Source organism: Streptomyces sp. NPDC020379, from assembly GCF_044387105.1.
GTDB lineage: Bacteria > Actinomycetota > Actinomycetes > Streptomycetales > Streptomycetaceae > Streptomyces.
In genome coordinates, this window is the sequence record NZ_JBIRVR010000020.1 from 31,250 (window position 1) to 49,274 (window position 18,025).

Annotated in this window: 23 protein-coding genes; 11 read left to right on the plus strand and 12 right to left on the minus strand. The window is 72.9% G+C overall.

The genetic code is table 11. The features are described from left to right. The first annotated feature begins 129 nt into the window (after positions 1-129). The 3 genes from ACH427_RS24035 to ACH427_RS24045 are packed head-to-tail and all read left to right on the plus strand — an operon-like array spanning position 130 to position 3,028. Positions 130-1,056 carry a segregation and condensation protein A gene (locus ACH427_RS24035; protein ID WP_398872346.1) on the plus strand — a complete coding sequence of 309 codons (927 nt, stop codon included), beginning with the start codon at positions 130-132 and terminating at the stop codon, positions 1,054-1,056. Continuing rightward, positions 1,053-1,712: an SMC-Scp complex subunit ScpB gene (scpB, locus tag ACH427_RS24040; RefSeq protein WP_398872348.1), complete on the plus strand. Its 660-nt coding sequence runs from the start codon at positions 1,053-1,055 to the stop codon at positions 1,710-1,712. Before ACH427_RS24035 ends, scpB begins: the two co-directional genes overlap by 4 nt. Then, positions 1,712-3,028, plus strand: coding sequence for a pseudouridine synthase (locus ACH427_RS24045; protein WP_398872350.1), 1,317 nt, complete (start codon positions 1,712-1,714; stop codon positions 3,026-3,028). The genes scpB and ACH427_RS24045 overlap by 1 nt, the downstream gene beginning before the upstream one ends. A gap of 67 nt (positions 3,029-3,095) precedes the next feature. Here ACH427_RS24045 and ACH427_RS24050 read toward each other — a convergent pair whose 3' ends face one another. After that, on the minus strand, positions 3,096-3,458 hold the full coding sequence (locus ACH427_RS24050) for a DUF952 domain-containing protein (protein ID WP_398872352.1): 363 nt from the start codon (positions 3,456-3,458) through the stop codon (positions 3,096-3,098). Positions 3,459-3,729: 271 nt separating this feature from the next. On the opposite strand from ACH427_RS24050, the gene ACH427_RS24055 reads away from it, so the two are divergent. From ACH427_RS24055 to der, 4 genes are all read left to right on the plus strand, one after another. Then, positions 3,730-4,815 (plus strand): prephenate dehydrogenase, encoded by a 1,086-nt coding sequence (locus ACH427_RS24055; RefSeq protein WP_398872354.1) that lies wholly within the window; start codon positions 3,730-3,732, stop codon positions 4,813-4,815. Between the two features lie 111 nt (positions 4,816-4,926). Beyond that, on the plus strand, positions 4,927-5,658 hold the full coding sequence (gene cmk, locus ACH427_RS24060) for a (d)CMP kinase (RefSeq protein WP_398872356.1): 732 nt from the start codon (positions 4,927-4,929) through the stop codon (positions 5,656-5,658). 64 nt (positions 5,659-5,722) lie between these two features. Then, positions 5,723-6,358, plus strand: a complete 636-nt coding sequence (locus ACH427_RS24065) for a lysophospholipid acyltransferase family protein (protein WP_398872522.1) — start codon at positions 5,723-5,725, stop codon at positions 6,356-6,358. 50 nt (positions 6,359-6,408) lie between these two features. Continuing rightward, positions 6,409-7,872, plus strand: a complete 1,464-nt coding sequence (der, locus tag ACH427_RS24070; protein ID WP_398872358.1) for a ribosome biogenesis GTPase Der — start codon at positions 6,409-6,411, stop codon at positions 7,870-7,872. A 168-nt stretch (positions 7,873-8,040) separates the two neighbouring features. Here the strand turns inward: der and ACH427_RS24075 are convergent, their stop codons facing one another. Then, positions 8,041-8,379: a hypothetical protein gene (locus ACH427_RS24075; RefSeq protein WP_398872360.1), complete on the minus strand. Its 339-nt coding sequence runs from the start codon at positions 8,377-8,379 to the stop codon at positions 8,041-8,043. A 149-nt stretch (positions 8,380-8,528) separates the two neighbouring features. After that, on the minus strand, positions 8,529-9,338 hold the full coding sequence (locus ACH427_RS24080) for a hypothetical protein (protein ID WP_398872362.1): 810 nt from the start codon (positions 9,336-9,338) through the stop codon (positions 8,529-8,531). 273 nt (positions 9,339-9,611) lie between these two features. On the opposite strand from ACH427_RS24080, the gene ACH427_RS24085 reads away from it, so the two are divergent. The 3 genes from ACH427_RS24085 (at position 9,612) to ACH427_RS24095 (ending at position 12,113) form a co-directional block, all read left to right on the plus strand. Further along, on the plus strand, positions 9,612-10,862 hold the full coding sequence (locus ACH427_RS24085; protein WP_398872364.1) for a glycosyltransferase family 4 protein: 1,251 nt from the start codon (positions 9,612-9,614) through the stop codon (positions 10,860-10,862). Beyond that, positions 10,859-11,866, plus strand: coding sequence for a hypothetical protein (locus ACH427_RS24090; RefSeq protein ID WP_398872366.1), 1,008 nt, complete (start codon positions 10,859-10,861; stop codon positions 11,864-11,866). Before ACH427_RS24085 ends, ACH427_RS24090 begins: the two co-directional genes overlap by 4 nt. Before the next feature lie 76 nt (positions 11,867-11,942). Continuing rightward, positions 11,943-12,113: a hydrophobic protein gene (locus ACH427_RS24095; protein ID WP_398872368.1), complete on the plus strand. Its 171-nt coding sequence runs from the start codon at positions 11,943-11,945 to the stop codon at positions 12,111-12,113. A 90-nt stretch (positions 12,114-12,203) separates the two neighbouring features. Here the strand turns inward: ACH427_RS24095 and ctaD are convergent, their stop codons facing one another. The 9 genes from ctaD to gvpO all read right to left on the minus strand — a co-directional run bounded on the left by ctaD (position 12,204) and on the right by gvpO (position 17,310). Further along, a complete protein-coding gene (ctaD, locus tag ACH427_RS24100) occupies positions 12,204-13,886 on the minus strand; it encodes a cytochrome c oxidase subunit I (protein ID WP_398872370.1) in 1,683 nt (560 codons plus the stop codon). 99 nt (positions 13,887-13,985) lie between these two features. Further along, entirely contained in the window at positions 13,986-14,261 is a 276-nt protein-coding gene (locus ACH427_RS24105; protein WP_398872372.1) for a gas vesicle protein K, read from the minus strand. Continuing rightward, positions 14,258-14,488: a gas vesicle protein gene (locus tag ACH427_RS24110; protein WP_398872374.1), complete on the minus strand. Its 231-nt coding sequence runs from the start codon at positions 14,486-14,488 to the stop codon at positions 14,258-14,260. Before ACH427_RS24110 ends, ACH427_RS24105 begins: the two co-directional genes overlap by 4 nt. Next, positions 14,485-15,282 carry a GvpL/GvpF family gas vesicle protein gene (locus ACH427_RS24115; protein ID WP_398872376.1) on the minus strand — a complete coding sequence of 266 codons (798 nt, stop codon included), beginning with the start codon at positions 15,280-15,282 and terminating at the stop codon, positions 14,485-14,487. Before ACH427_RS24115 ends, ACH427_RS24110 begins: the two co-directional genes overlap by 4 nt. Beyond that, a complete protein-coding gene (locus tag ACH427_RS24120) occupies positions 15,279-15,596 on the minus strand; it encodes a gas vesicle protein (RefSeq protein WP_398872378.1) in 318 nt (105 codons plus the stop codon). Before ACH427_RS24120 ends, ACH427_RS24115 begins: the two co-directional genes overlap by 4 nt. Next, positions 15,593-15,796, minus strand: coding sequence for a gas vesicle protein GvpG (locus ACH427_RS24125; protein ID WP_398872380.1), 204 nt, complete (start codon positions 15,794-15,796; stop codon positions 15,593-15,595). The genes ACH427_RS24120 and ACH427_RS24125 overlap by 4 nt, the downstream gene beginning before the upstream one ends. After that, positions 15,793-16,512, minus strand: a complete 720-nt coding sequence (locus tag ACH427_RS24130) for a GvpL/GvpF family gas vesicle protein (protein ID WP_398872382.1) — start codon at positions 16,510-16,512, stop codon at positions 15,793-15,795. The genes ACH427_RS24125 and ACH427_RS24130 overlap by 4 nt, the downstream gene beginning before the upstream one ends. After that, entirely contained in the window at positions 16,509-16,925 is a 417-nt protein-coding gene (locus ACH427_RS24135) for a gas vesicle structural protein GvpA (RefSeq protein ID WP_398872384.1), read from the minus strand. The genes ACH427_RS24130 and ACH427_RS24135 overlap by 4 nt, the downstream gene beginning before the upstream one ends. A gap of 64 nt (positions 16,926-16,989) precedes the next feature. Beyond that, complete coding sequence (gene gvpO / locus ACH427_RS24140; protein WP_398872386.1) at positions 16,990-17,310, minus strand: gas vesicle protein GvpO; 321 nt, start codon at positions 17,308-17,310, stop codon at positions 16,990-16,992. 440 nt (positions 17,311-17,750) lie between these two features. On the opposite strand from gvpO, the gene ACH427_RS24145 reads away from it, so the two are divergent. Next, positions 17,751-17,966: an I78 family peptidase inhibitor gene (locus ACH427_RS24145; RefSeq protein ID WP_398872388.1), complete on the plus strand. Its 216-nt coding sequence runs from the start codon at positions 17,751-17,753 to the stop codon at positions 17,964-17,966. Positions 17,967-18,025: the final 59 nt, after the last annotated feature.

Here is an 18,025-nt window from a genome sequence, read left to right on the forward strand (position 1 = left end):
TCCGGAGTGCGGTGCCGCCGCCGGCGGCCCGCAGCGGCCTCCACAGGCCCGTACGGATGCGTACGAGCCGTGGGGCTGCCCCCGGACCGGCCCGTACCACCCGCGACCCCTGGACAGCGACCGAATCCCATGCCCGCCCCACCCGCCGTCCCCCAGGCCCGCCGAGCCCTCGGCCACGGGCCCGGCGCGCGACCGCCCGCGGACGGCGGCGGTGCCGCGGCGCCCGCCCCCGAGGAGCAGGGCGACGGCCGGTTCACCGTGCGGCTCGACAACTTCGAGGGGCCGTTCGACCTGCTGCTCCAGCTGATCTCCAAGCACAAGCTGGACGTCACCGAGGTCGCCCTGTCCAAGGTCACCGACGAGTTCATGGCGCACATCCGGGCCATGGGCCCGGACTGGGACCTCGACCAGACCACCGAGTTCCTGGTCGTGGCCGCGACGCTGCTCGACCTCAAGACGGCCCGGCTGCTGCCCGCCGCCGAGGTCGAGGACGAGGCCGACCTCGCCCTCCTGGAGGCCAGGGACCTGCTCTTCGCCCGGCTGCTGCAGTACCGCGCCTTCAAGAAGATCGCCGACATCTTCGGCGAGCGGCTGGCGGCCGAGGAGCGCCGCCACCCCCGTACGGTCGGGCTGGAGCCGCACCACGCGGAGCTGCTGCCCGAGGTCGTCCTCGGCATCGGTCCGCAGGGCCTGGCCGAGCTCGCGGTCAAGGCGATGCGGCCCAGGGCCGCGCCCCAGGTCTACGTCGAGCACATCCACGCGCCGCTGGTCAGCGTCCAGGAACAGGCCGCCGTCGTGGTCGCCCGGCTGCGCTCGGCGGGGCGGGCGAGCTTCGGACAGCTCACCGAGGACGCCCCCGACACCCTGACCGTCGTCGCCCGCTTCCTGGCCCTGCTGGAGCTCTACCGCGAGCGCGCCGTCGCCCTCGACCAGGACGAGGCCCTGGGTGCGCTGACGGTCCTCTGGACCGGCGCGGAGGGCGAGGACGAGCCCCTGGTGACCGACGAATTCGACCGCGAGAGCACGGCCGACGAGGCTGGGGAGGCCACAGCGTGACCCACGACAACGCCGTCGGGGAGGTGGCCCCCGCCGGGCCGCCCGACGTGGCCGGGCTCCCGCTGAAGCCCGCCCTGGAAGCCGTCCTCATGGTCGTCGACGAGCCGGTGGGCGAGGATTACCTCGCCCGCGTCCTGGAGCGCGGCCACCGCGAGGTGGCGGACGCCCTGCGCGAACTGGCCGACGAATACACCGTCCAAGGGCGCGGCTTCGAGCTGCGGAACGTCGCCGGGGGCTGGCGCTTCGCCACCCGGGCCGCGTACGCCGACGCCGTCGAGAGCTTCGTCCTGGACGGCCGTCAGGCAAGGCTGACCCAGGCCGCGCTGGAGACCCTGGCCGTTGTCGCGTACCGTCAGCCGGTCAGCCGTTCGCGGGTCTCCGCCGTACGCGGGGTGAACTGCGACGGCGTCATGCGCACCCTCCTCCAGCGCGGTCTGGTGGAGGAGACGGGGACGGAACCCGAAACAGGTGCGATCCTGTACAGGACGACGAACTACTTTCTGGAGCGAATGGGCCTGAGGGGCCTGGACGAGCTCCCGGAGCTCGCGCCCTTCCTCCCCGAGGCGGACGCGATCGAGGGCGACACTCAGGAAGGTGTGCCGTCGTTCGATCCGGACGCACCGGACACCGACGCAGACGACAAGACGGAACTTTGATGCGAAGCAGCGGCAGGAACAGCGGAAGCGGCAACCGGGACGACCGGGGCGCCCGAGGAGGGTCCCCCCGGCCGTCGTCCGGGGGCGGGCGCTCCGGCGGCGCGCGCTCGGGTGGCGGGCGCTCCGAGGGCGGTCGCTTCGACGGCGGCCGCTCGGGCGGGCGCCCCGAGGGTGGCCGCTCCGGCGGTGGGCGGTTCGACGGCGGGCGCGCCGGTGACCGGCGGGACGACCGCCGTGATGACCGCCGCGACGACCGTCGTGACGACCGGCAGCAGGAGCGCCCGCGCCGGCCGCGCCCCGAGGAGCGCCGCTACGACGTGGGCCCCGACGCCGAGCGCACCCGCGGCGGTGCCAACAGCGGCCGCGCCAGCGGTCCCACCAGCGGCCGCGGCGCGTCCGCCCGCGGTGGCGCCAAGGGCGGCCCGCGCAAGAGCTCCACGGCCGGTTCCGGCGGGCGCAGCAGCGGGCCCGCCCGCGGCCACGGCTACGCCCCGGCCCGCCCGCGCGAGCTCGACGCCAAGATCGAGGAGCGCAACCGGGAGCGGCACAGCAAGCCCCAGGTGAAGACCCCCAAGACCTTCCCCGGCGCCGAGCAGGAAGGCGAGCGCCTCCAGAAGGTGCTGGCCCGGGCCGGCATGGGCTCGCGCCGCGCGTGCGAGGAGCTCGTCGAGCAGGCCCGCGTCGAGGTCAACGGCCGGATCGTCACCGAGCAGGGCCTGCGGGTCGACCCGGAGAAGGACGAGATCAAGGTGGACGGCCTGACCGTCGCCACCCAGTCGTACCTCTTCTTCGCGCTCAACAAGCCGGCCGGCGTCGTCTCCACCATGGAGGACCCCGACGGCCGCCAGTGCCTCGGCGACTACGTCACCAACCGCGAGACCCGGCTCTTCCACGTCGGCCGACTCGACACGGAGACCGAGGGCATCATCCTGCTCACCAACCACGGTGAGCTGGCCCACCGCCTGACGCACCCCCGCTACGGCGTCCAGAAGACCTACCTCGCGGCCATCACGGGCCCGCTGCCGCGCGACATCGGCAAGCAGCTCAAGAGCGGCATCGAGCTCGAGGACGGCTGGGCCCGCGCGGACAACTTCCGCGTGATCCAGCAGACCGGCAAGAACTACCTGGTCGAGGTCACGCTCCACGAGGGCCGCAAGCACATCGTCCGGCGGATGCTGGCCGAGGCGGGCTTCCCGGTGGAGAAGCTGGTCCGCACCTCCTTCGGGCCGATCGCGCTGGGCGACCAGAAGTCGGGCTGGCTGCGCCGCCTGACGAACACCGAGGTCGGCATGCTGATGCGCGAGGTCGAGCTCTAGGCCGCACCGCGGGTCCTTCACGCGTGCCGTACGGGCCGGTCCACCCGGCCCGTACGGCACGCGTGTCTCAGGACCAGAGCGCGAGCCCCGTCGCCCGGCCCTCCTCGTCGCGCTGGATCTCCATCATTCCCTCCACGGCCTCGCGGTTGATCCGGCCGAAGACGTGCGGGAAGAGCGTGCCGGGCGCGACTCCGGGCGGCGGCGCCGGGTCCGCGGCCTCCCAGCGGACCATCACGTCCAGCTTGTGCTCGTCGATCAGCAGCACCATCAGCGGGCCTGGGGTGTCGCGGTAGAAGGCGGAGGCCACCGCGAGCGTCGTCTCCTCGTCGGGGGAGCAGTGCACGAAGCCGTCGTCGGAGAGGGAGGCGGGGGAGTACGGGCGGTCGGGCACGGCCAGCCAGTCGTCCAGGGGCACCACGTGGTAGATCATGTACATGGTTGTACCGGGTCGCCGGGCTCCACGGGCGGACCATCGCCGGGGAGGGCTCCCGGACGTGGCGCGGAGTCCGTGTCCGGGCCCTGCCGGGCCGGATCCCGCGGACCATGACCAGCACATTCAAGCCGTCCGGCGGCGGAGGGCGACGCGGCGGAGCCGACTCGCGGCGGCCGGCGCCGAGCCACCGGCGGAGCCCGTGCGCGGGACGTGCCGGGCACGACCTAGGCTGGGCGGGCACTCTCCGCTCTCCGCAAGGACACCGTCAGTGAGAACCGCTCTCGTCATCGGTACCGGACTGATCGGCACCTCGGTCGCGCTCGCGCTCCACAGCCGCGGGGTCCGGGTCCACCTCATGGACCACGACCCCGCCCAGGCCCGTACGGCCGCCGCCCTCGGCGCCGGCACGGACGAGGAGCCCGAAGGCCGTGTCGACCTCGCCGTCGTCGCCGTACCCCCCGCGCACGTCGCCGGGACCCTCGCCGAGGCCATCCGCGGCGGCCGGGCCCGCGGCTATCTCGACGTCGCCAGCGTCAAGGGCGGTCCCCGCCGCGACCTGGAGGCGCTCGGCTGCGACCTCAGCGGCTATCTCGGCACGCACCCCATGGCCGGCCGGGAGCGCTCCGGGCCCCTCGCGGGCACCGCCGACCTCTTCGAGGGCCGCCCCTGGGTGCTCACCCCCACCCGCGAGACCGACACCGAGGTCCTCAACCTCGCGCTCGAACTGGTCTCCCTGTGCCGGGCCGTCCCCGTCGTCATGGACGCCGACGCCCACGACCGGGCCGTCGCGCTCGTCTCCCACACCCCGCAGCTGGTCTCCAGCATGGTCGCGGCCCGCCTCCAGGACGCCGACGAGACCGCCGTGCGCCTGTGCGGCCAGGGCATCCGCGACGTCACCCGGATCGCGGCCTCCGACCCGCGGCTGTGGCTCGACATCCTCTCCGCCAACCCCGGCCCCGTCGCCGAGATCCTCTCCGCCGTCGCCGCCGACCTCGACGAGACCGTGCGGGCCCTGCGCGCGCTGGACTCCGCGGACAAGGACGACCGGGAGGCGGGCGCGGCCGGCATCGAGGACGTCCTGCGCCGCGGCAACGCGGGCCGCGGCCGCGTCCCGGGCAAGCACGGCGCGGCCCCCACGGCGTACGAGACGGTGACCGTCCTCATCGGCGACCAGCCGGGCGAGCTGGCCCGCATCTTCGCCGACGCGGGCCGGGCGGGCGTCAACATCGAGGACGTCCGCATCGAGCACGCCACCGGGCAGCAGGCGGGCCTGATGCAGCTGATGGTCGAGCCGCGGGCCGTGCCGGTGCTGATCACGGCCCTGACGGACCGCGGCTGGTCGATCCGGCAGTAGGCCCGGCGAGAGGACGGGCGGTGAGCCAGTAACCTTGTCTGAGGCTGTATAGGACGCACCGTCCGCACCGCCGAAACGTAACCCCCGTGCACGAGGAAGGTGTCTCACACCGTGAACAACGCCGGCAATGCCGTAACCGCCGCCCGGATCGCACCGGCAGCAGTCGTCGTCGGCATCGACGGTCCTTCCGGCACGGGCAAGTCCAGCACCTCCAAGGCCGTGGCCGCGAAGCTCGGGCTGCGCTACCTGGACACCGGCGCCCAGTACCGGGCGATCACCTGGTGGATGCTGAGCAATGGCATCGACGTCGACGACGCCGCCGCGGTGGCCGACGCCGCGGGCAAGCCGGAGATCGTCTCCGGCACCGACCCGTCCGCGCCGAGCATCACGGTCGACGGGGCCGACGCCGCGGCGCCCATCCGCACCCGGGAGGTCACCTCCGCGGTCAGCGCCGTCAGCGCCGTCCCCGAGGTCCGCGCCCGGCTGACCGAGCTCCAGCGGGCCATCGCCGCCGAGGCGCCGCACGGCATCGTCGTCGAGGGCCGGGACATCGGCACCACCGTGCTGCCCGACGCCGACCTCAAGATCTTCCTGACCGCGTCGGCCGAGGCCCGCGCCGCCCGCCGCAGCGGCGAGCTCAAGGGCAAGGAGGCCAGCGACCTGGCCGCCACTCAGGCCGCCCTGGTCAAGCGGGACGCCGCCGACTCCGGCCGCAAGACCTCCCCGCTGGCCAAGGCCGCCGACGCGGTCGAGGTGGACACCACCGACCTGACACTCGATCAGGTCATCGAGTGCGTGGTCACCCTCGTCGAGGAGCGGCGGAGCGTGACCGGGAGTGCGTGAGGCGGGCGGCGCGACGGCCTCCGCGTCCGGTGCCGCCGTCGGCCGGCGGATCGGCATCGGCCTCATGTACGGGCTGTGGAAGCCCCGTGTGCTGGGCGCCTGGCGGGTGCCCGCCGCGGGGCCCGTCATCATGGCGGTCAACCACTCCCACAACGTCGACGGCCCGATGCTGATGGGCACCGCGCCCCGGCCGGTGCACTTCCTGATCAAGAAGGAAGCCTTTGTCGGACCGCTGGATCCCTTCCTGCGCGGGATCGGCCAGCTGAAGGTCGACCGCTCGGGCCCGGACCGCACCGCGATCAGCGGTGCGCTGGAGGTCCTGGAGCACGGCGGCGTCCTGGGGATCTTCCCCGAGGGCACCCGCGGCGAGGGCGACTTCGCGTCGCTGCGCGCCGGGCTCGCCTATTTCGCCGTCCGCTCCGGGGCACCGATCGTGCCCGTCGCGGTTCTCGGCAGCGCCGAGCGCCGCGGCCGGATGATACGGGCCCTGCCGCCGCTGCGCAGCCGCGTCGACGTCGTCTTCGGCGACGCCTTCGAGGCGGGGGACGGCAGCGGGCGGCGCACGCGCACGGCGCTGGACCAGGCGACCGTGACGATCCAGGAGCGCCTCGCCGCGCACCTGGCCGACGCCAGGCGGCTCACCGGCCGCCCCGGTGTCATTCCGGGGGAGACCTCACGGCCCCCGCGAGACTTCGAGTAGTGGACCGCGCACAGCGGCCCACCGATGACGATGAACGAGGAACGGACTTCATGAACGACCAGATCCACTCCGGCGACGAGCACGGTGAGCTTGGCGACGCCGAGTTTGCGGAGTTCATGGAGCTCGCGGCGCAGGAAGGCTTCGACGCCTCGGAGATCGAGGGCGCCCTGGAGGAGGCCGGCCACGGCCCGCTGCCCCGGCTCGCCGTCGTCGGCCGCCCCAACGTCGGCAAGTCGACCCTGGTGAACCGCATCATCGGCCGCCGCGAGGCCGTCGTCCAGGACAAGCCCGGCGTCACCCGCGACCGCGTCACCTACGAGGCCGAGTGGGCCGGCCGCCGCTTCAAGGTCGTCGACACCGGCGGCTGGGAGCAGGACGTCCTCGGCCTGGACGCCTCCGTGGCCGCACAGGCGGAGTACGCCATCGAGGCGTCCGACGCCGTCGTCTTCGTCGTTGACGCCACCGTCGGCGCCACCGACACCGACGAGGCCGTCGTCAAGCTGCTGCGCCGGGCCGGCAAGCCCGTCGTGCTCTGCGCCAACAAGGTCGACGGCCAGTCCGGCGAGGCCGACGCCGCCGCCCTGTGGTCGCTGGGCCTGGGCGAGCCGCACCCCGTCTCCGCCCTGCACGGCCGTGGCACCGGCGACATGCTCGACGCGGTCCTGGAGGCGCTGCCCGAGGCGCCCGCCCAGACCTTCGGCGGCGCCGGCACCGGCGGCCCCCGCCGCATCGCCCTGATCGGCCGCCCGAACGTCGGCAAGTCCTCCCTGCTGAACAAGGTCGCGGGCGAGGAGCGCGTCGTCGTCAACGAGCTGGCCGGCACCACCCGCGACCCGGTCGACGAGCTGATCGAGCTCGGCGGCGTGACCTGGAAGTTCGTGGACACCGCCGGCATCCGCCGCCGCGTCCACCTCCAGGAGGGCGCGGACTACTACGCCTCGCTGCGCACCGCGGCCGCCGTGGAGAAGGCCGAGGTCGCCGTCATCCTGATCGACTGCAGCGAGTCGATCAGCGTCCAGGACCAGCGGATCATCACCATGGCCGTCGAGGCCGGGCGTGCGATGGTCCTGGCGTTCAACAAGTGGGACACCCTCGACGAGGAGCGCCGCTACTACCTGGAGCGCGAGATCGAGACCGAGCTCGCGCAGGTCGCGTGGGCGCCGCGGGTCAATGTCTCGGCGCGCACGGGCCGCCACATGGAGAAGCTCGTCCCGGCGATCGAGACGGCCCTCGCGGGCTGGGAGACCCGCATCCCCACCGGGCGGCTGAACGCCTTCCTCGGTGAGATCGTCGCCTCCAACCCGCACCCGGTCCGTGGTGGCAAGCAGCCGCGCATCCTCTTCGGCACGCAGGCGGGCACCAAGCCCCCGCGCTTCGTGCTCTTTGCCTCCGGCTTCCTGGAGGCGGGCTACCGCCGCTTCATCGAGCGCCGCCTCCGCGAGGAGTTCGGCTTCGAGGGGACGCCGATCCACATCTCCGTGCGGGTGCGGGAGAAGCGCGGGCGTAACAAGTAGCGAGGGTTCGCACCCGGTTCGGCCGGGGGTCCGGGGGGTGCCCCCGGGCAGGCACAGTTCCGTGCGGGTGCGGGAGAAGCGCGGACGCTACAAGTAGCGGTTGCGCAGGGCGGGGACGCGGCGGAGGCCCGGGCCCCGACGGCCGGGCCCGGGGTGACTCGGCCCGGCTCAGAAGCCGCGGACGCGGCCGTCTCGCGACGCGGGCGGCAGCGCGGCGGGCACATGCCCGCCGCGCTGCCGCCCGTAGTACGTGTCCCACGCGGCGGTGTACCCCGAGTGGCCCGGATACGCGGGCTGGCCGCCGAGCTGGCCGAAATGGCCCTGCCCGCCGTAGTGGCCGTGGGCCACCAGCTGGTGGCCGAACCCCGCGAACCGCAGTTCCTCCTCGCCCGTCCGGTCGAAGGGGAGCGCCCGGAACGAGCGGCGGTACTCGGCGTAGAGCGCGTCGTAGATCGGGGTCACCGAGGAGGTGTGGCTCTGCGGGGCGGCTTCGCGGGGTGGGCGCATGCCGGGGATGTGATGGGGGTACGGGATCCGGGGGGCAGGCTCGTATGAGTGCACATCCGAGCCAACGAGTCCGTGGCCCGGGGGATGCGGGCCGGGCCGGTAATGGCCCGTGGCGGTGTGACGCATGGGCAGCGGGAGCACGGTGTGACTCATGTGCCCGCGAGCGGCATGGACGCGGCGACGAGCTGCCCGCGCGCGGCGGCGCGGTCCAGCGCGTCACGGAGCAGGTCCTCACGCGGCTGCTGGCCGATCGTGCCGACGGGCGCCGCGAAGACCAGCACCTTCTTGGTCTTGTTGACCGCCGAGCGCCACTCCTGGGCGACCTCCATCGCCTGGTGCGCCTGCCACCACGCCGACGGGGTGCCGCCCCCGGTGCCCGGCTGGAGGATCGCGTGCAGCCGGCCGACGGCCAGCAGCACCGACCAGCCCGGGGTGGGCGGCGGCACCTGGTCGATGGCGGCGACCGGGGTGAAGCCCTGCTCGATCAGGAGCGGCAGGAAGACGTCCACCGGGCCGCTGGTGCCCGGCCGGGCGATGGGCGCGAGCGGCTCGACGACCAGCGCGGGGTGCAGGTCCCCGTCGACCAGGACCAGCCCGCTGGTCACCCCGAGCTCGGCCTGGACCGGCCCGTCGGTGCCGATGGGCACCACGGGCGGCCCCACCGGGGCCTGCGCCGCGCCCCCCTCGCCGGTGATGGACCGGACGGCGCCCTGGAGCTGCTCCTCGGAGACCGGGACGACCTGGGAGGGGATGCAGGCGGCGTGCGCGAAGGCGAGCACGGCCGTCTCCTCGCCGACGAAGAGCACCGTGCTGGTGGGCTCCCGCTCGGTGTCGCCTGGGGTGCGGCAGGAGGTGCAGTCATAGCTGCCGGGGGCGTTGTCGCCGCCGAGCAGACGGTCGGCTTCCTCATCGCCGATCTCGGCGCGGACGTCGTCACTGACGTCGAGCATGCGAGGCACGGGTGGCTCCTCGGACTGGGTGCGTGTGCGCCGGGCGGTTCCCGGCTCTCGGGAAGACAACGGACGATCCGTGGCAGGGGTCACGCTCGGGGCCGGGGGCCCGGCGCGGACCGGCGAGAACGGCCGAAAGTTCCCGGCTCCGCTACCGATTCGCCATCGCTTGCAGAACGAGTTGGTGATCAGGGCCAACCCCGAAGCCTTCCCCACGGTCTAATGTCTCGGTAGGCGGGCTGCACGGAATGTCCGCGGCGAAACGGCTGCATACGGGGACGAATGCACATCTCATTCCTGATTCACAACGCGTACGGCATCGGCGGCACGATCCGCACCACGTACAACCTCGCGGGCACGCTCGCCGAGCACCACGACGTGGAGATCGTCTCCGTCTTCCGTCACCGCGAGGAGCCCGTCTTCGCGCCGAGCCCCAAGGTGCGCCTGCGCCACCTGGTGGATCTCCGCAAGGGCACCCCGGGCTACGAGGGCGACGACCCGGAGTACGAGCGCCCCGCCACCGTCTTCCCCGCCACCGAGGGCCGCTACAAGCAGTACAGCGCGCTCACCGACCGGCGCATCGCCGAGCACCTGCGCAGCCTGGACTGCGACGTCGTGGTCGGCACTCGGCCCGGCCTCAACGTGCACATCGCCCAGCAGGCCCGGCACGGCGTCGCCCGCGTCGGCCAGGAGCACCTGACGCTCAGCACGCACTCCCCGCAGCTGAAGCTGACCCTGCGCACGCACTACCCCCGGCTCGACGCCGTCACCACTGTCACCGAGGCCGACGCCGCGACCTACCGCAAGCTGATGCGGCTGCCCGGAGTGCGAGTGGAGGCCGTCCCCAACAGCATCCCCGCCCCCGCCCTCGCCCCCGCCGACTCCACCGGCAAGTGGGTGATCGCCGCCGGCCGCCTCGCCCCCGCCAAGCGCTACGACCTGCTGATCCGTGCCTTCGAGAAGGTCGTCGCCGAGCGCCCCGACTGGCGGCTGCGGATCTACGGAGCGGGCGCGGAGCGGGCGAAGCTGCGCGCGCAGATCGACAAGCGCGGCCTCTACAACCACGTCTACCTCATGGGCCCCGCCACCCCCCTCGACGCCGAGTGGGTCAAGGGCTCCATCGGTGCCGTCACCTCCAGCCTGGAGTCCTTCGGCATGACCATCGTCGAGGCGATGCGCAGCGGCCTGCCCGTCGTCTCCACCGACTGCCCGCACGGCCCCGGCGAGATCATCGACAACGGTGTCGACGGACTGCTGGTGCCCACCGGCAAGGCCGACGCGATCGCCGGGGGCCTGCTGAAGCTGATCAACGACGACGACCTGCGGCGGCGCATGGGGCAGGCGGCCCTGGCGAGCTCCGCCCGCTTCGACCCGGCCGAGGTCGCCGGCCGCTACGAGGCGCTCTTCACCGACCTGGCCTCGCGCGGCGGCCTGCGCGGCTCGCTGCACCGCACCCGGGGAGCCCTGCTCAGCAGCGCGCTGCGGACCAAGGACAGGAGCCGCACCGCCCTGCGGAAGGGGCGGGCCGCATGACGCCTCCCACCGACCCCGCCGTGCCCCACGGGCACACCTCACCCGACGAACCCACCGGCCCGTCCGCCACCCCGCACGCGGCCAGCACACCCGAGGAGCCCGCCATCGTGTCTGCCCCTCCCCAGCCCTTCGGCGTGGAGGATCCGAGCGTCGACTGCATCGCGGACTCCGCGGGCGGGCTCACCTTCGACCTCGACGCCCCCGGCCTCGCCGACACCCCGGGCGACTGGTCCGCGGCCCTGGTGCTGCGCCGCCGCGGCGGCGCCGAGGAGGCCGGCGAGCCCGAGGAGATCAGGCTGCCGCTCGCGCCCGACGGCGACGGCCGGCTGCGCGCCGTCCTGCCCAGCACCGTCGCCCTCCCCGAGGGCCGCTGGGATGTCTACGCCGCCTGCGCCGACGCCGAGCCCAGACGCCTGGTGCCCGGCCTCGCCGACCTCCGCTCGCTGGTCGACCGCAGACCAGGCCCCAGCACCTCCCCGCTGGCGGTCCGCATCCCGTACACGACCAAGCACGGCAACCTCTCCCTGCGCAGCTGGCTGCGCGGGCCGCACGCCGAGGCCGGCGACCTCCTCCTGGACGCCACCGGCCTGACCCTGCGCGGCCGCCTCTACCGGGTGGCGGACCCGGCCGCCTGGCTGGCCGGCGCCGTGCTCGAGGCCCGCCTGCGCCGGGACCCCGAGCGCGTCCGCAGGGTCCCCGTCGCCCCGGCCAAGGAAGAGGGCGCCGATGATCAGGACTTCACCTGCACGCTCCCCTTCGCGGCCCTGGCCGAGGAGTGGCGGGGCGGGCTGGACGTCTGGGACCTCTGGGTGCGTGGCGCCGAGGGCGCGGAGACCGCCCGCGTCGCCCGGATCCTGGACGACGTCGCCGACAAGAAGCAGATCTTCGTCTACCCCGCGCGGACCGTCGACGCCTCGTACGCGCCCGCGCAAGCCGGCCCGTATTACACGGCCGACAACAACCTCGCGATCCGGGTCGACGAACGCCCGCCCACCGCGCGCTGATCCACCGGCCCGCGGGGCGGTGCGGCGTGTGGTTCGGGGACAGGAGGGCACTCGCATCCATGGAGGTGCGAAAACCATGGTTCCTGTCCTGCTCGTCCTGCTGCTGGCCCTGCTGCTCTTCGGAGTCGGCTTCGCCGTCAAGATCCTGTGGTGGATCGCGGTCGCGGTCCTGGTGATCTGGCTCCTCGGCTTCCTCTTCCGGTCCACAGGGGCCGGGGGTTCGAGGGGCCGCTGGTACCGGTGGTGAGCGGTGCCCCATGACGGCACGTGGGGGCACAGATGAACGCGGCCCGCGGCGGAGGACCGTAGCCCTCCTCCGCCGCGGGCCGACGCCTGTTCAGGACCGGGCCGCTCCGGGCGCCGTGACCGGCGGTTCCGCCTCCCGCACCGCCTCCGGGTGGTGCAGGTCGAAGGCCGGTGACTCCGAGCGGATCCTGGGCAGCGCCAGGAAGTTGTGCCGGGGCGGCGGACAGGAGGTCGCCCACTCCAGGGAACGCCCGTAGCCCCAGGGGTCGTCGACCTCGACCCGCTTGCCGTAGCGCGCGGTCTTCCAGACGTTGTAGAGGAACGGCAGCGTCGACAGGCCCAGCAGGAACGCCCCGATCGAGGACACCGTGTTGAGCGCGGTGAAGCCGTCGGCCGCCAGATAGTCCGCGTACCGCCGGGGCATGCCCTCCACCCCCAGCCAGTGCTGGACGAGGAAGGTGGTGTGGAAGCCCACGAACAGCGTCCAGAAGTGGAGCTTGCCCAGCCGGTCGTCGAGCATCTTCCCGGTGAGTTTGGGCCACCAGAAGTAGAAGCCCGCGAACATCGCGAAGACCACCGTCCCGAACACCACGTAGTGGAAGTGCGCCACCACGAAATAGGTGTCCGTGACGTGGAAGTCCAGCGGCGGTGACGCCAGGATCACGCCCGTGAGCCCGCCGAAGAGGAAGCTCACCAGGAAGCCGACCGCCCACAGCATCGGCGCCTCGAAGGACAGCGACCCCTGCCACATGGTGCCGATCCAGTTGAAGAACTTCACCCCGGTCGGCACCGCGATCAGGAAGGACATGAAGGAGAAGAAGGGCAGCAGCACCGCGCCGGTGGCGAACATGTGGTGCGCCCACACCACCACCGACAGCGCGGTGATCGCCATCGTGGCGCCCACCAGCATCGCGTACCCGAAGATCGGCTTCCGGGAGAACACCGGGATGATCTCCGAGATGATGCCGAAGAACGGCAGCGCGATGATGTAGACCTCGGGATGGCCGAAGAACCAGAACAGGTGCTGCCACAGCAGCGCCCCGCCGTTCTGCGCCTCGAAGATCTGCGCCCCGAACCGCCGGTCCGCCTCCAGGCAGAGCAGCGCCGCCGCCAGCACGGGGAACGCCAGCAGCACCAGGATCGAGGTGAAGAGGACGTTCCAGGTGAAGACCGGCATCCGGAACATCGTCATCCCGGGCGCGCGCATCCCGATGATGGTGGTCAGGAAGTTCACCGCGCCCAGGATCGTGCCGAAGCCCGACAGCGCCAGACCCATGATCCACATGTCCGCGCCGGTGCCCGGCGAACGGACCGCGCTGCTCAGCGGCGCGTAGCCGGTCCAGCCGAACGCGGCGCCGCCCTCGGGCATCAGCAGGCTGCTCACCACGATCAGCCCGCCGAAGAGATAGAGCCAGTAGGCGAACATGTTCAGCCGGGGGAACGCCACGTCCGGCGAGCCGATCTGCAAGGGCATGATCGCGTTGGCGAAGCCCGCGAAGGCCGGCGTCGCGAAGAGCAGCAGCATGATCGTGCCGTGCGCGGTGAAGGTCTCGTTGAACTGCTCGTTCGACATGAACTGGAGACCGGGGCGCGCCAGTTCGGCGCGCATCAGCATCGCCAGCAGCCCGGCGGCCAGGAAGAAGCAGAAGGACGTGATCAGATAGAGGTGGCCGATCTTCTTGTGGTCGGTGGTCGTCAGCCAGTCCACCAGGATCCGGCCGGGCCGCCGCTCCCGGACCGGACCGGCGGCCGCGTGCGCGGTGTCCGTCCCCATCTGCGCTCCCTCGATGTCATTGTCGACGGGCTTTCGGGCTCACGCCATGATGCTCGTCGCGCGCCCCTCGCGCGAGGGTGCGTCGGGTGCGCCCGGCGGTCAGTCGCGGGGCAGCAGCGGCCCGAGGGGGCCGAGGTCCAGATTCAGGTCGGAGGCGTCCAGCCCGTAGCGCGCCCGCAGTTCGGCCATCCGGTCGGCCAGCAGCATCAGCGTCAGCCCGATCCGCTCCTCCTGGTCCTCGGTCAGGTCGCCCTGGTCGACGCGGCGCAGCGCCTGACGCTCCATCAGGCGGCGCACCAGCTCGACGAGCGTCAGTACCAGCCGCATCAGATCCCGCTCGACGGTGTCCTCGTCGAGCTCCAGCCGGCGCGTCACGGCGCCACCTCCTTCTTCACCGGCTCCTTCGCCGGCGGCCCCCACGGCGAGGGCAACTGGTCGCCCACCGAGCCGATCACGGCGTGCAGGTCGATGCGTACGAGATCGACGTCGGCGATCCGCAGGGTGAGGTCCCCGGCCACCACGACGCCGCCCGCGAGCAGCCGGTCGAGGACGTCGAGCAGGGACAGCTCCTGCCGCGGCGCGAGCGGCGGCGGGCCGGTCACGGCGTGCCCCGGGTGACGAAGGAGTACGGCGCCCACGGCCCCGAGAGCTCCACCAGCGGGCCGTCCGGGCGGTCCGCGAGCGTCCCGACCGCCGACCGGAACCGGTCGGAGCGCTCGCGACGCACCAGATAGGCGGCGTTGAGGACGTTACGGCCGGGACGGCCGGAGAGCCGGGTGTCCCGGGTGGGGTGCAAGCGTGCCTCCTCGGCGAGGGCGAGCAGCGTGGAGTGGACGCTGTCGGCCGTCTCGTCCGCGTGCCGCCGCGCCTCCTCGCGGGCCCGGGCCTCGGCACCGCGCCGGGCGAGATAGGCCCGGCCGGAGCGGTCGCCGGCGGCGGGATCCGGCTCCGGCCCGGGCCGCGGCGGGACCCAGACCTTCACGGCCCACTCGTCCCGCCCGTCGAGCCGGCCGAGCGTCGTGGTGAGCTCCTCGTGCCCGGCCGTCAGCATCCGCCGCACGCCCGCCTCGTCGCGGTAGACGGTCGCCAGGCGCAGCGGCAGCACACAGGCCAGGGCCGTGGCCGCGTCGACCACCCGCTGGTGGCCGCGTGCCACGCGCTCCAGCCAGGCGAGATCCTCCAGGTGCTCCCGCAGGGGCGCCTCGTCGAACTCCGTCGCCGGGACCGCCTCCACCAGGGCCATCAGGCCCCGCTCCCGCACGGCGCGCACGGGCCGGCCCGTCACTCCTTCCACTTCCGCCACCGCGGTCAGCCCGGCCGCCGGCAGGTCGGCGTCCCGGGCCACGGCGTAGGCGTACAGCAGCATTCCGGTGGTCGTGTCCGTGTCGGTCCTCATGTCGTCTCCCGTGCCTCCAGTTCGGCGATACGGGCCTTCAGCCGCTCGTTCTCGGCGCCCAGGCCCCGGCGGTGGGAGCCGCCGGGGGAGAGGGCCGGGTCGTGCTCCCACCAGTCGATGCCCATCTCCTTCGCCTTGTCGACCGAGACCACGATCAACCGCAGCTTGATGGTGAGGAGTTCGATGTCGAGGAGGTTGACGCGGATGTCGCCCGCGATGATCACGCCCTTGTCGAGCACCCGCTCCAGGATGTCGGCGAGATTGGCCGAGCCCGCGGGCGGCTGGGGGTCGGGCAGCCGGCTGGGGAAGGTCATCGGGCCGCCCCCCGCCGCCGCGCCTCCTCCAGCCGGTCGAGGAGCGCGTCCTCCCGCCGGTCGAACTCCGCCTCGTCGATCAGCCCGTTCGTCAGTCCCGCCTCCAGCTCCTTGAGCTCGGCCCGGATCGTGGCCGGGTCGTGGTGGATGCGCTCCGCCTCGGCCAGCACCTGGCGCAGCACCCAGCCGATGAACGTCATGACTCGACGAAGCTGTAGGGCGGCAGCGGCCCGTTCGCCTTGAGGTCCAGCTGAGGCTGCGCCTCCGCCAGCCGGCCCACCGCGGCGAGCAGGTCCTCGGCGCCGCTCCTCGGTACGAGCAGGGAGAGGTTCACGAACCAGCCGGTGCTCTCCGGGCCCGGCCGGGAGTCCTCGGCCAGCGGCGTCAGCGTGTCCAGGACCAGTACGGCGTCGCGGTCCTCCCGTTCGCGCACGGCCTCGGCGACCAGCTCGCCGAAGCGCAGGCGCTGTTGGTAGGAACCGCCGCCGGTCGCCCGGTCGGCCTCCGCCAGGGCGCGCAGCTCGGTGTTCTCGGCGAGGACGAGGTGGATCACCGCGTCCTCGCGGTGCATGGCCTTGACGTTGTACTCGACGCGGTCGTCGAGCCGCCGCAGCTGCGCGCGGTAGCGGTCGGCGTGCTCCGCGAGGACGGCGCGGACCTTCTCGTCGCTGTCGGAGACGCTGCCGAAGCGCAGGGGCAGCACCGCGGACCGCTTGCCCACCTCGGCCAGTACCTGCTGGTGGGCCAGCAGGTCACGGCGCTTGGGCCGCAGCCGCTCGGGGCAGTCGCTGACGACGGCGCACAGTCCGTCCTCGCCGAGGACGCGCACGGGGAGCGGTGGGTCGCCGATGCCGGTGAGGCCGTCGGGGAGACCGGTCCGCTCGCCGCGTGCGATGCCGTAGACGTAGGTGGTCACTCGCTCTCCTCCTTGTCCTTGCGGGAGCCGGTGGCGCGGCGGACGCGGGCCTCGCCCTTGTCCTTGGCCTGGCCCAGGGCGTCGGTGACGGTCTGCGCGGCGCCGGAGAGCGCGCCCTTGGTCTTGCCGCGGGCGCCGCTCTCGGTCACCTCGCCGACGAGGTCGGGCAGACCGGCGCTCCGGTGCGGGCCGGCCTCCAGGTCGAGGCGGTTGCACGCCTCGGCGAACCGCAGGTAGGTGTCCACGCTGGCCACCACCACGCGTACGTCGATCTTCAGGATCTCGATGCCGACCAGGGAGACGCGGACGAACGCGTCGATCACCAGGCCGCGGTCGAGGACGAGTTCCAGTACGTCGTACAGGCCGCTGGTGCCGCCCGCACCCCCGGTCTCCTGTGCCGGGACAACGGTCATGCCGGACACTTCCTCTCTTATGGCTCTCTTGTGCCTCTCTTGTGCCTCTGGTGAGGAGGCCGCGTCAGCGGCGGTCGGCCCGCCCGCGTTCGTAGCGGCGCAGGCGGCGGTAGCCGGTGAGGGTGCCGTCGGGGCCGAGGGTCACTTCGTAGAGGGCCACGATGCTCATCGTCTCGGGCACGCGGGTGATCTCCACGACTTCGGCCTCCAGGACCCAGCCGTCCTCCGCGCGTTCGAAGCGGGACACGCTCTCGGGCCGCATGCCGGTCAGTTCGGTGAGCTGATCGCGGGCCGCGCGCAGGAGTTCCAGGGGCGCCGGGTCCCGATCCCGCCGCGCTTTGTCTGCCTTGTCGGATTCATGTGGTGTTTCTGATGTGTCTGTCATGGGGGCCTCGGCGTGGCGGGTACCGCGGCGACGCCCCGCCAAACCCCTTGGCGGCGCGGGAGTGTTCCCGGCCGGGAAAGGGCGGGGAACCTTGACGGAACAATGTATTCCGGATAGTCGGACGGAAGCCCGGAACGGCGGTACGGCCGATGGCCTGTAAATGCGCAGGAAGTATTTACGGGCGGCGGCGTACGGGGGAATTCCCGGGGCGGTCCTGGCAGTTGTCGAGGACATTCCGGGAAGGCCGCGTGTATTTACCGGCGAAGCCTTGTGAAGGCGGGGCAGGAGGGGCGAGAAGGCTCGTACGGGTGATACCGGACCCGGTAAACCGGCGGGAGTTCTCTGTGACACAAGCGTGACCGGTGACGGACCCGGAGCGCATGGGTCCGTGCTCGGGGGCGTCGCTGTCGCGGTCCGGCCCCGGCGCCTACGGTGGCCTCATGGCACCTCTACCGAACGTCCCCGCCGACCCGCACGACGACCTCGACGCCTACGTCGGGCTGGAGGTCGCGCACGCCTCCGAGCGCGCCCGGGCGCGCGGCTGGGCGACCGTCCGCGCGCTGGCGCCCGGCACGGTCGTCACCATGGAATACCAAGTGGGCAGGCTGAACTTCGAGGTCGCGGAAGGCTCCGTACGACGCTGCTGGAAGGGCTGACCCGGCTGCCTTCCCGTGAACGCCACAGCGGCCCCGGAGGGTTCCGGGGCCGCTGTGCG

Coding starts and splice junctions, on each gene's coding strand:
- ACH427_RS24035 (WP_398872346.1), top strand. CDS start 130: ATGCCCGCCCCACCCGCCGTCCCCCAGGCCCGCCGAGCCCTCGGCCAC.
- ACH427_RS24045 (WP_398872350.1), top strand. CDS start 1,712: ATGCGAAGCAGCGGCAGGAACAGCGGAAGCGGCAACCGGGACGACCGG.
- ACH427_RS24050 (WP_398872352.1), bottom strand. CDS start 3,458: ATGATCTACCACGTGGTGCCCCTGGACGACTGGCTGGCCGTGCCCGAC.
- ACH427_RS24065 (WP_398872522.1), top strand. CDS start 5,723: ATGTACGGGCTGTGGAAGCCCCGTGTGCTGGGCGCCTGGCGGGTGCCC.
- der (WP_398872358.1), top strand. CDS start 6,409: ATGAACGACCAGATCCACTCCGGCGACGAGCACGGTGAGCTTGGCGAC.
- ACH427_RS24075 (WP_398872360.1), bottom strand. CDS start 8,379: ATGCGCCCACCCCGCGAAGCCGCCCCGCAGAGCCACACCTCCTCGGTG.
- ACH427_RS24085 (WP_398872364.1), top strand. CDS start 9,612: ATGCACATCTCATTCCTGATTCACAACGCGTACGGCATCGGCGGCACG.
- ACH427_RS24090 (WP_398872366.1), top strand. CDS start 10,859: ATGACGCCTCCCACCGACCCCGCCGTGCCCCACGGGCACACCTCACCC.
- ACH427_RS24095 (WP_398872368.1), top strand. CDS start 11,943: ATGGTTCCTGTCCTGCTCGTCCTGCTGCTGGCCCTGCTGCTCTTCGGA.
- ctaD (WP_398872370.1), bottom strand. CDS start 13,886: ATGGGGACGGACACCGCGCACGCGGCCGCCGGTCCGGTCCGGGAGCGG.
- ACH427_RS24115 (WP_398872376.1), bottom strand. CDS start 15,282: ATGAGGACCGACACGGACACGACCACCGGAATGCTGCTGTACGCCTAC.
- ACH427_RS24120 (WP_398872378.1), bottom strand. CDS start 15,596: ATGACCTTCCCCAGCCGGCTGCCCGACCCCCAGCCGCCCGCGGGCTCG.
- ACH427_RS24125 (WP_398872380.1), bottom strand. CDS start 15,796: ATGACGTTCATCGGCTGGGTGCTGCGCCAGGTGCTGGCCGAGGCGGAG.
- ACH427_RS24135 (WP_398872384.1), bottom strand. CDS start 16,925: ATGACCGTTGTCCCGGCACAGGAGACCGGGGGTGCGGGCGGCACCAGC.
- gvpO (WP_398872386.1), bottom strand. CDS start 17,310: ATGACAGACACATCAGAAACACCACATGAATCCGACAAGGCAGACAAA.
- ACH427_RS24145 (WP_398872388.1), top strand. CDS start 17,751: ATGGCACCTCTACCGAACGTCCCCGCCGACCCGCACGACGACCTCGAC.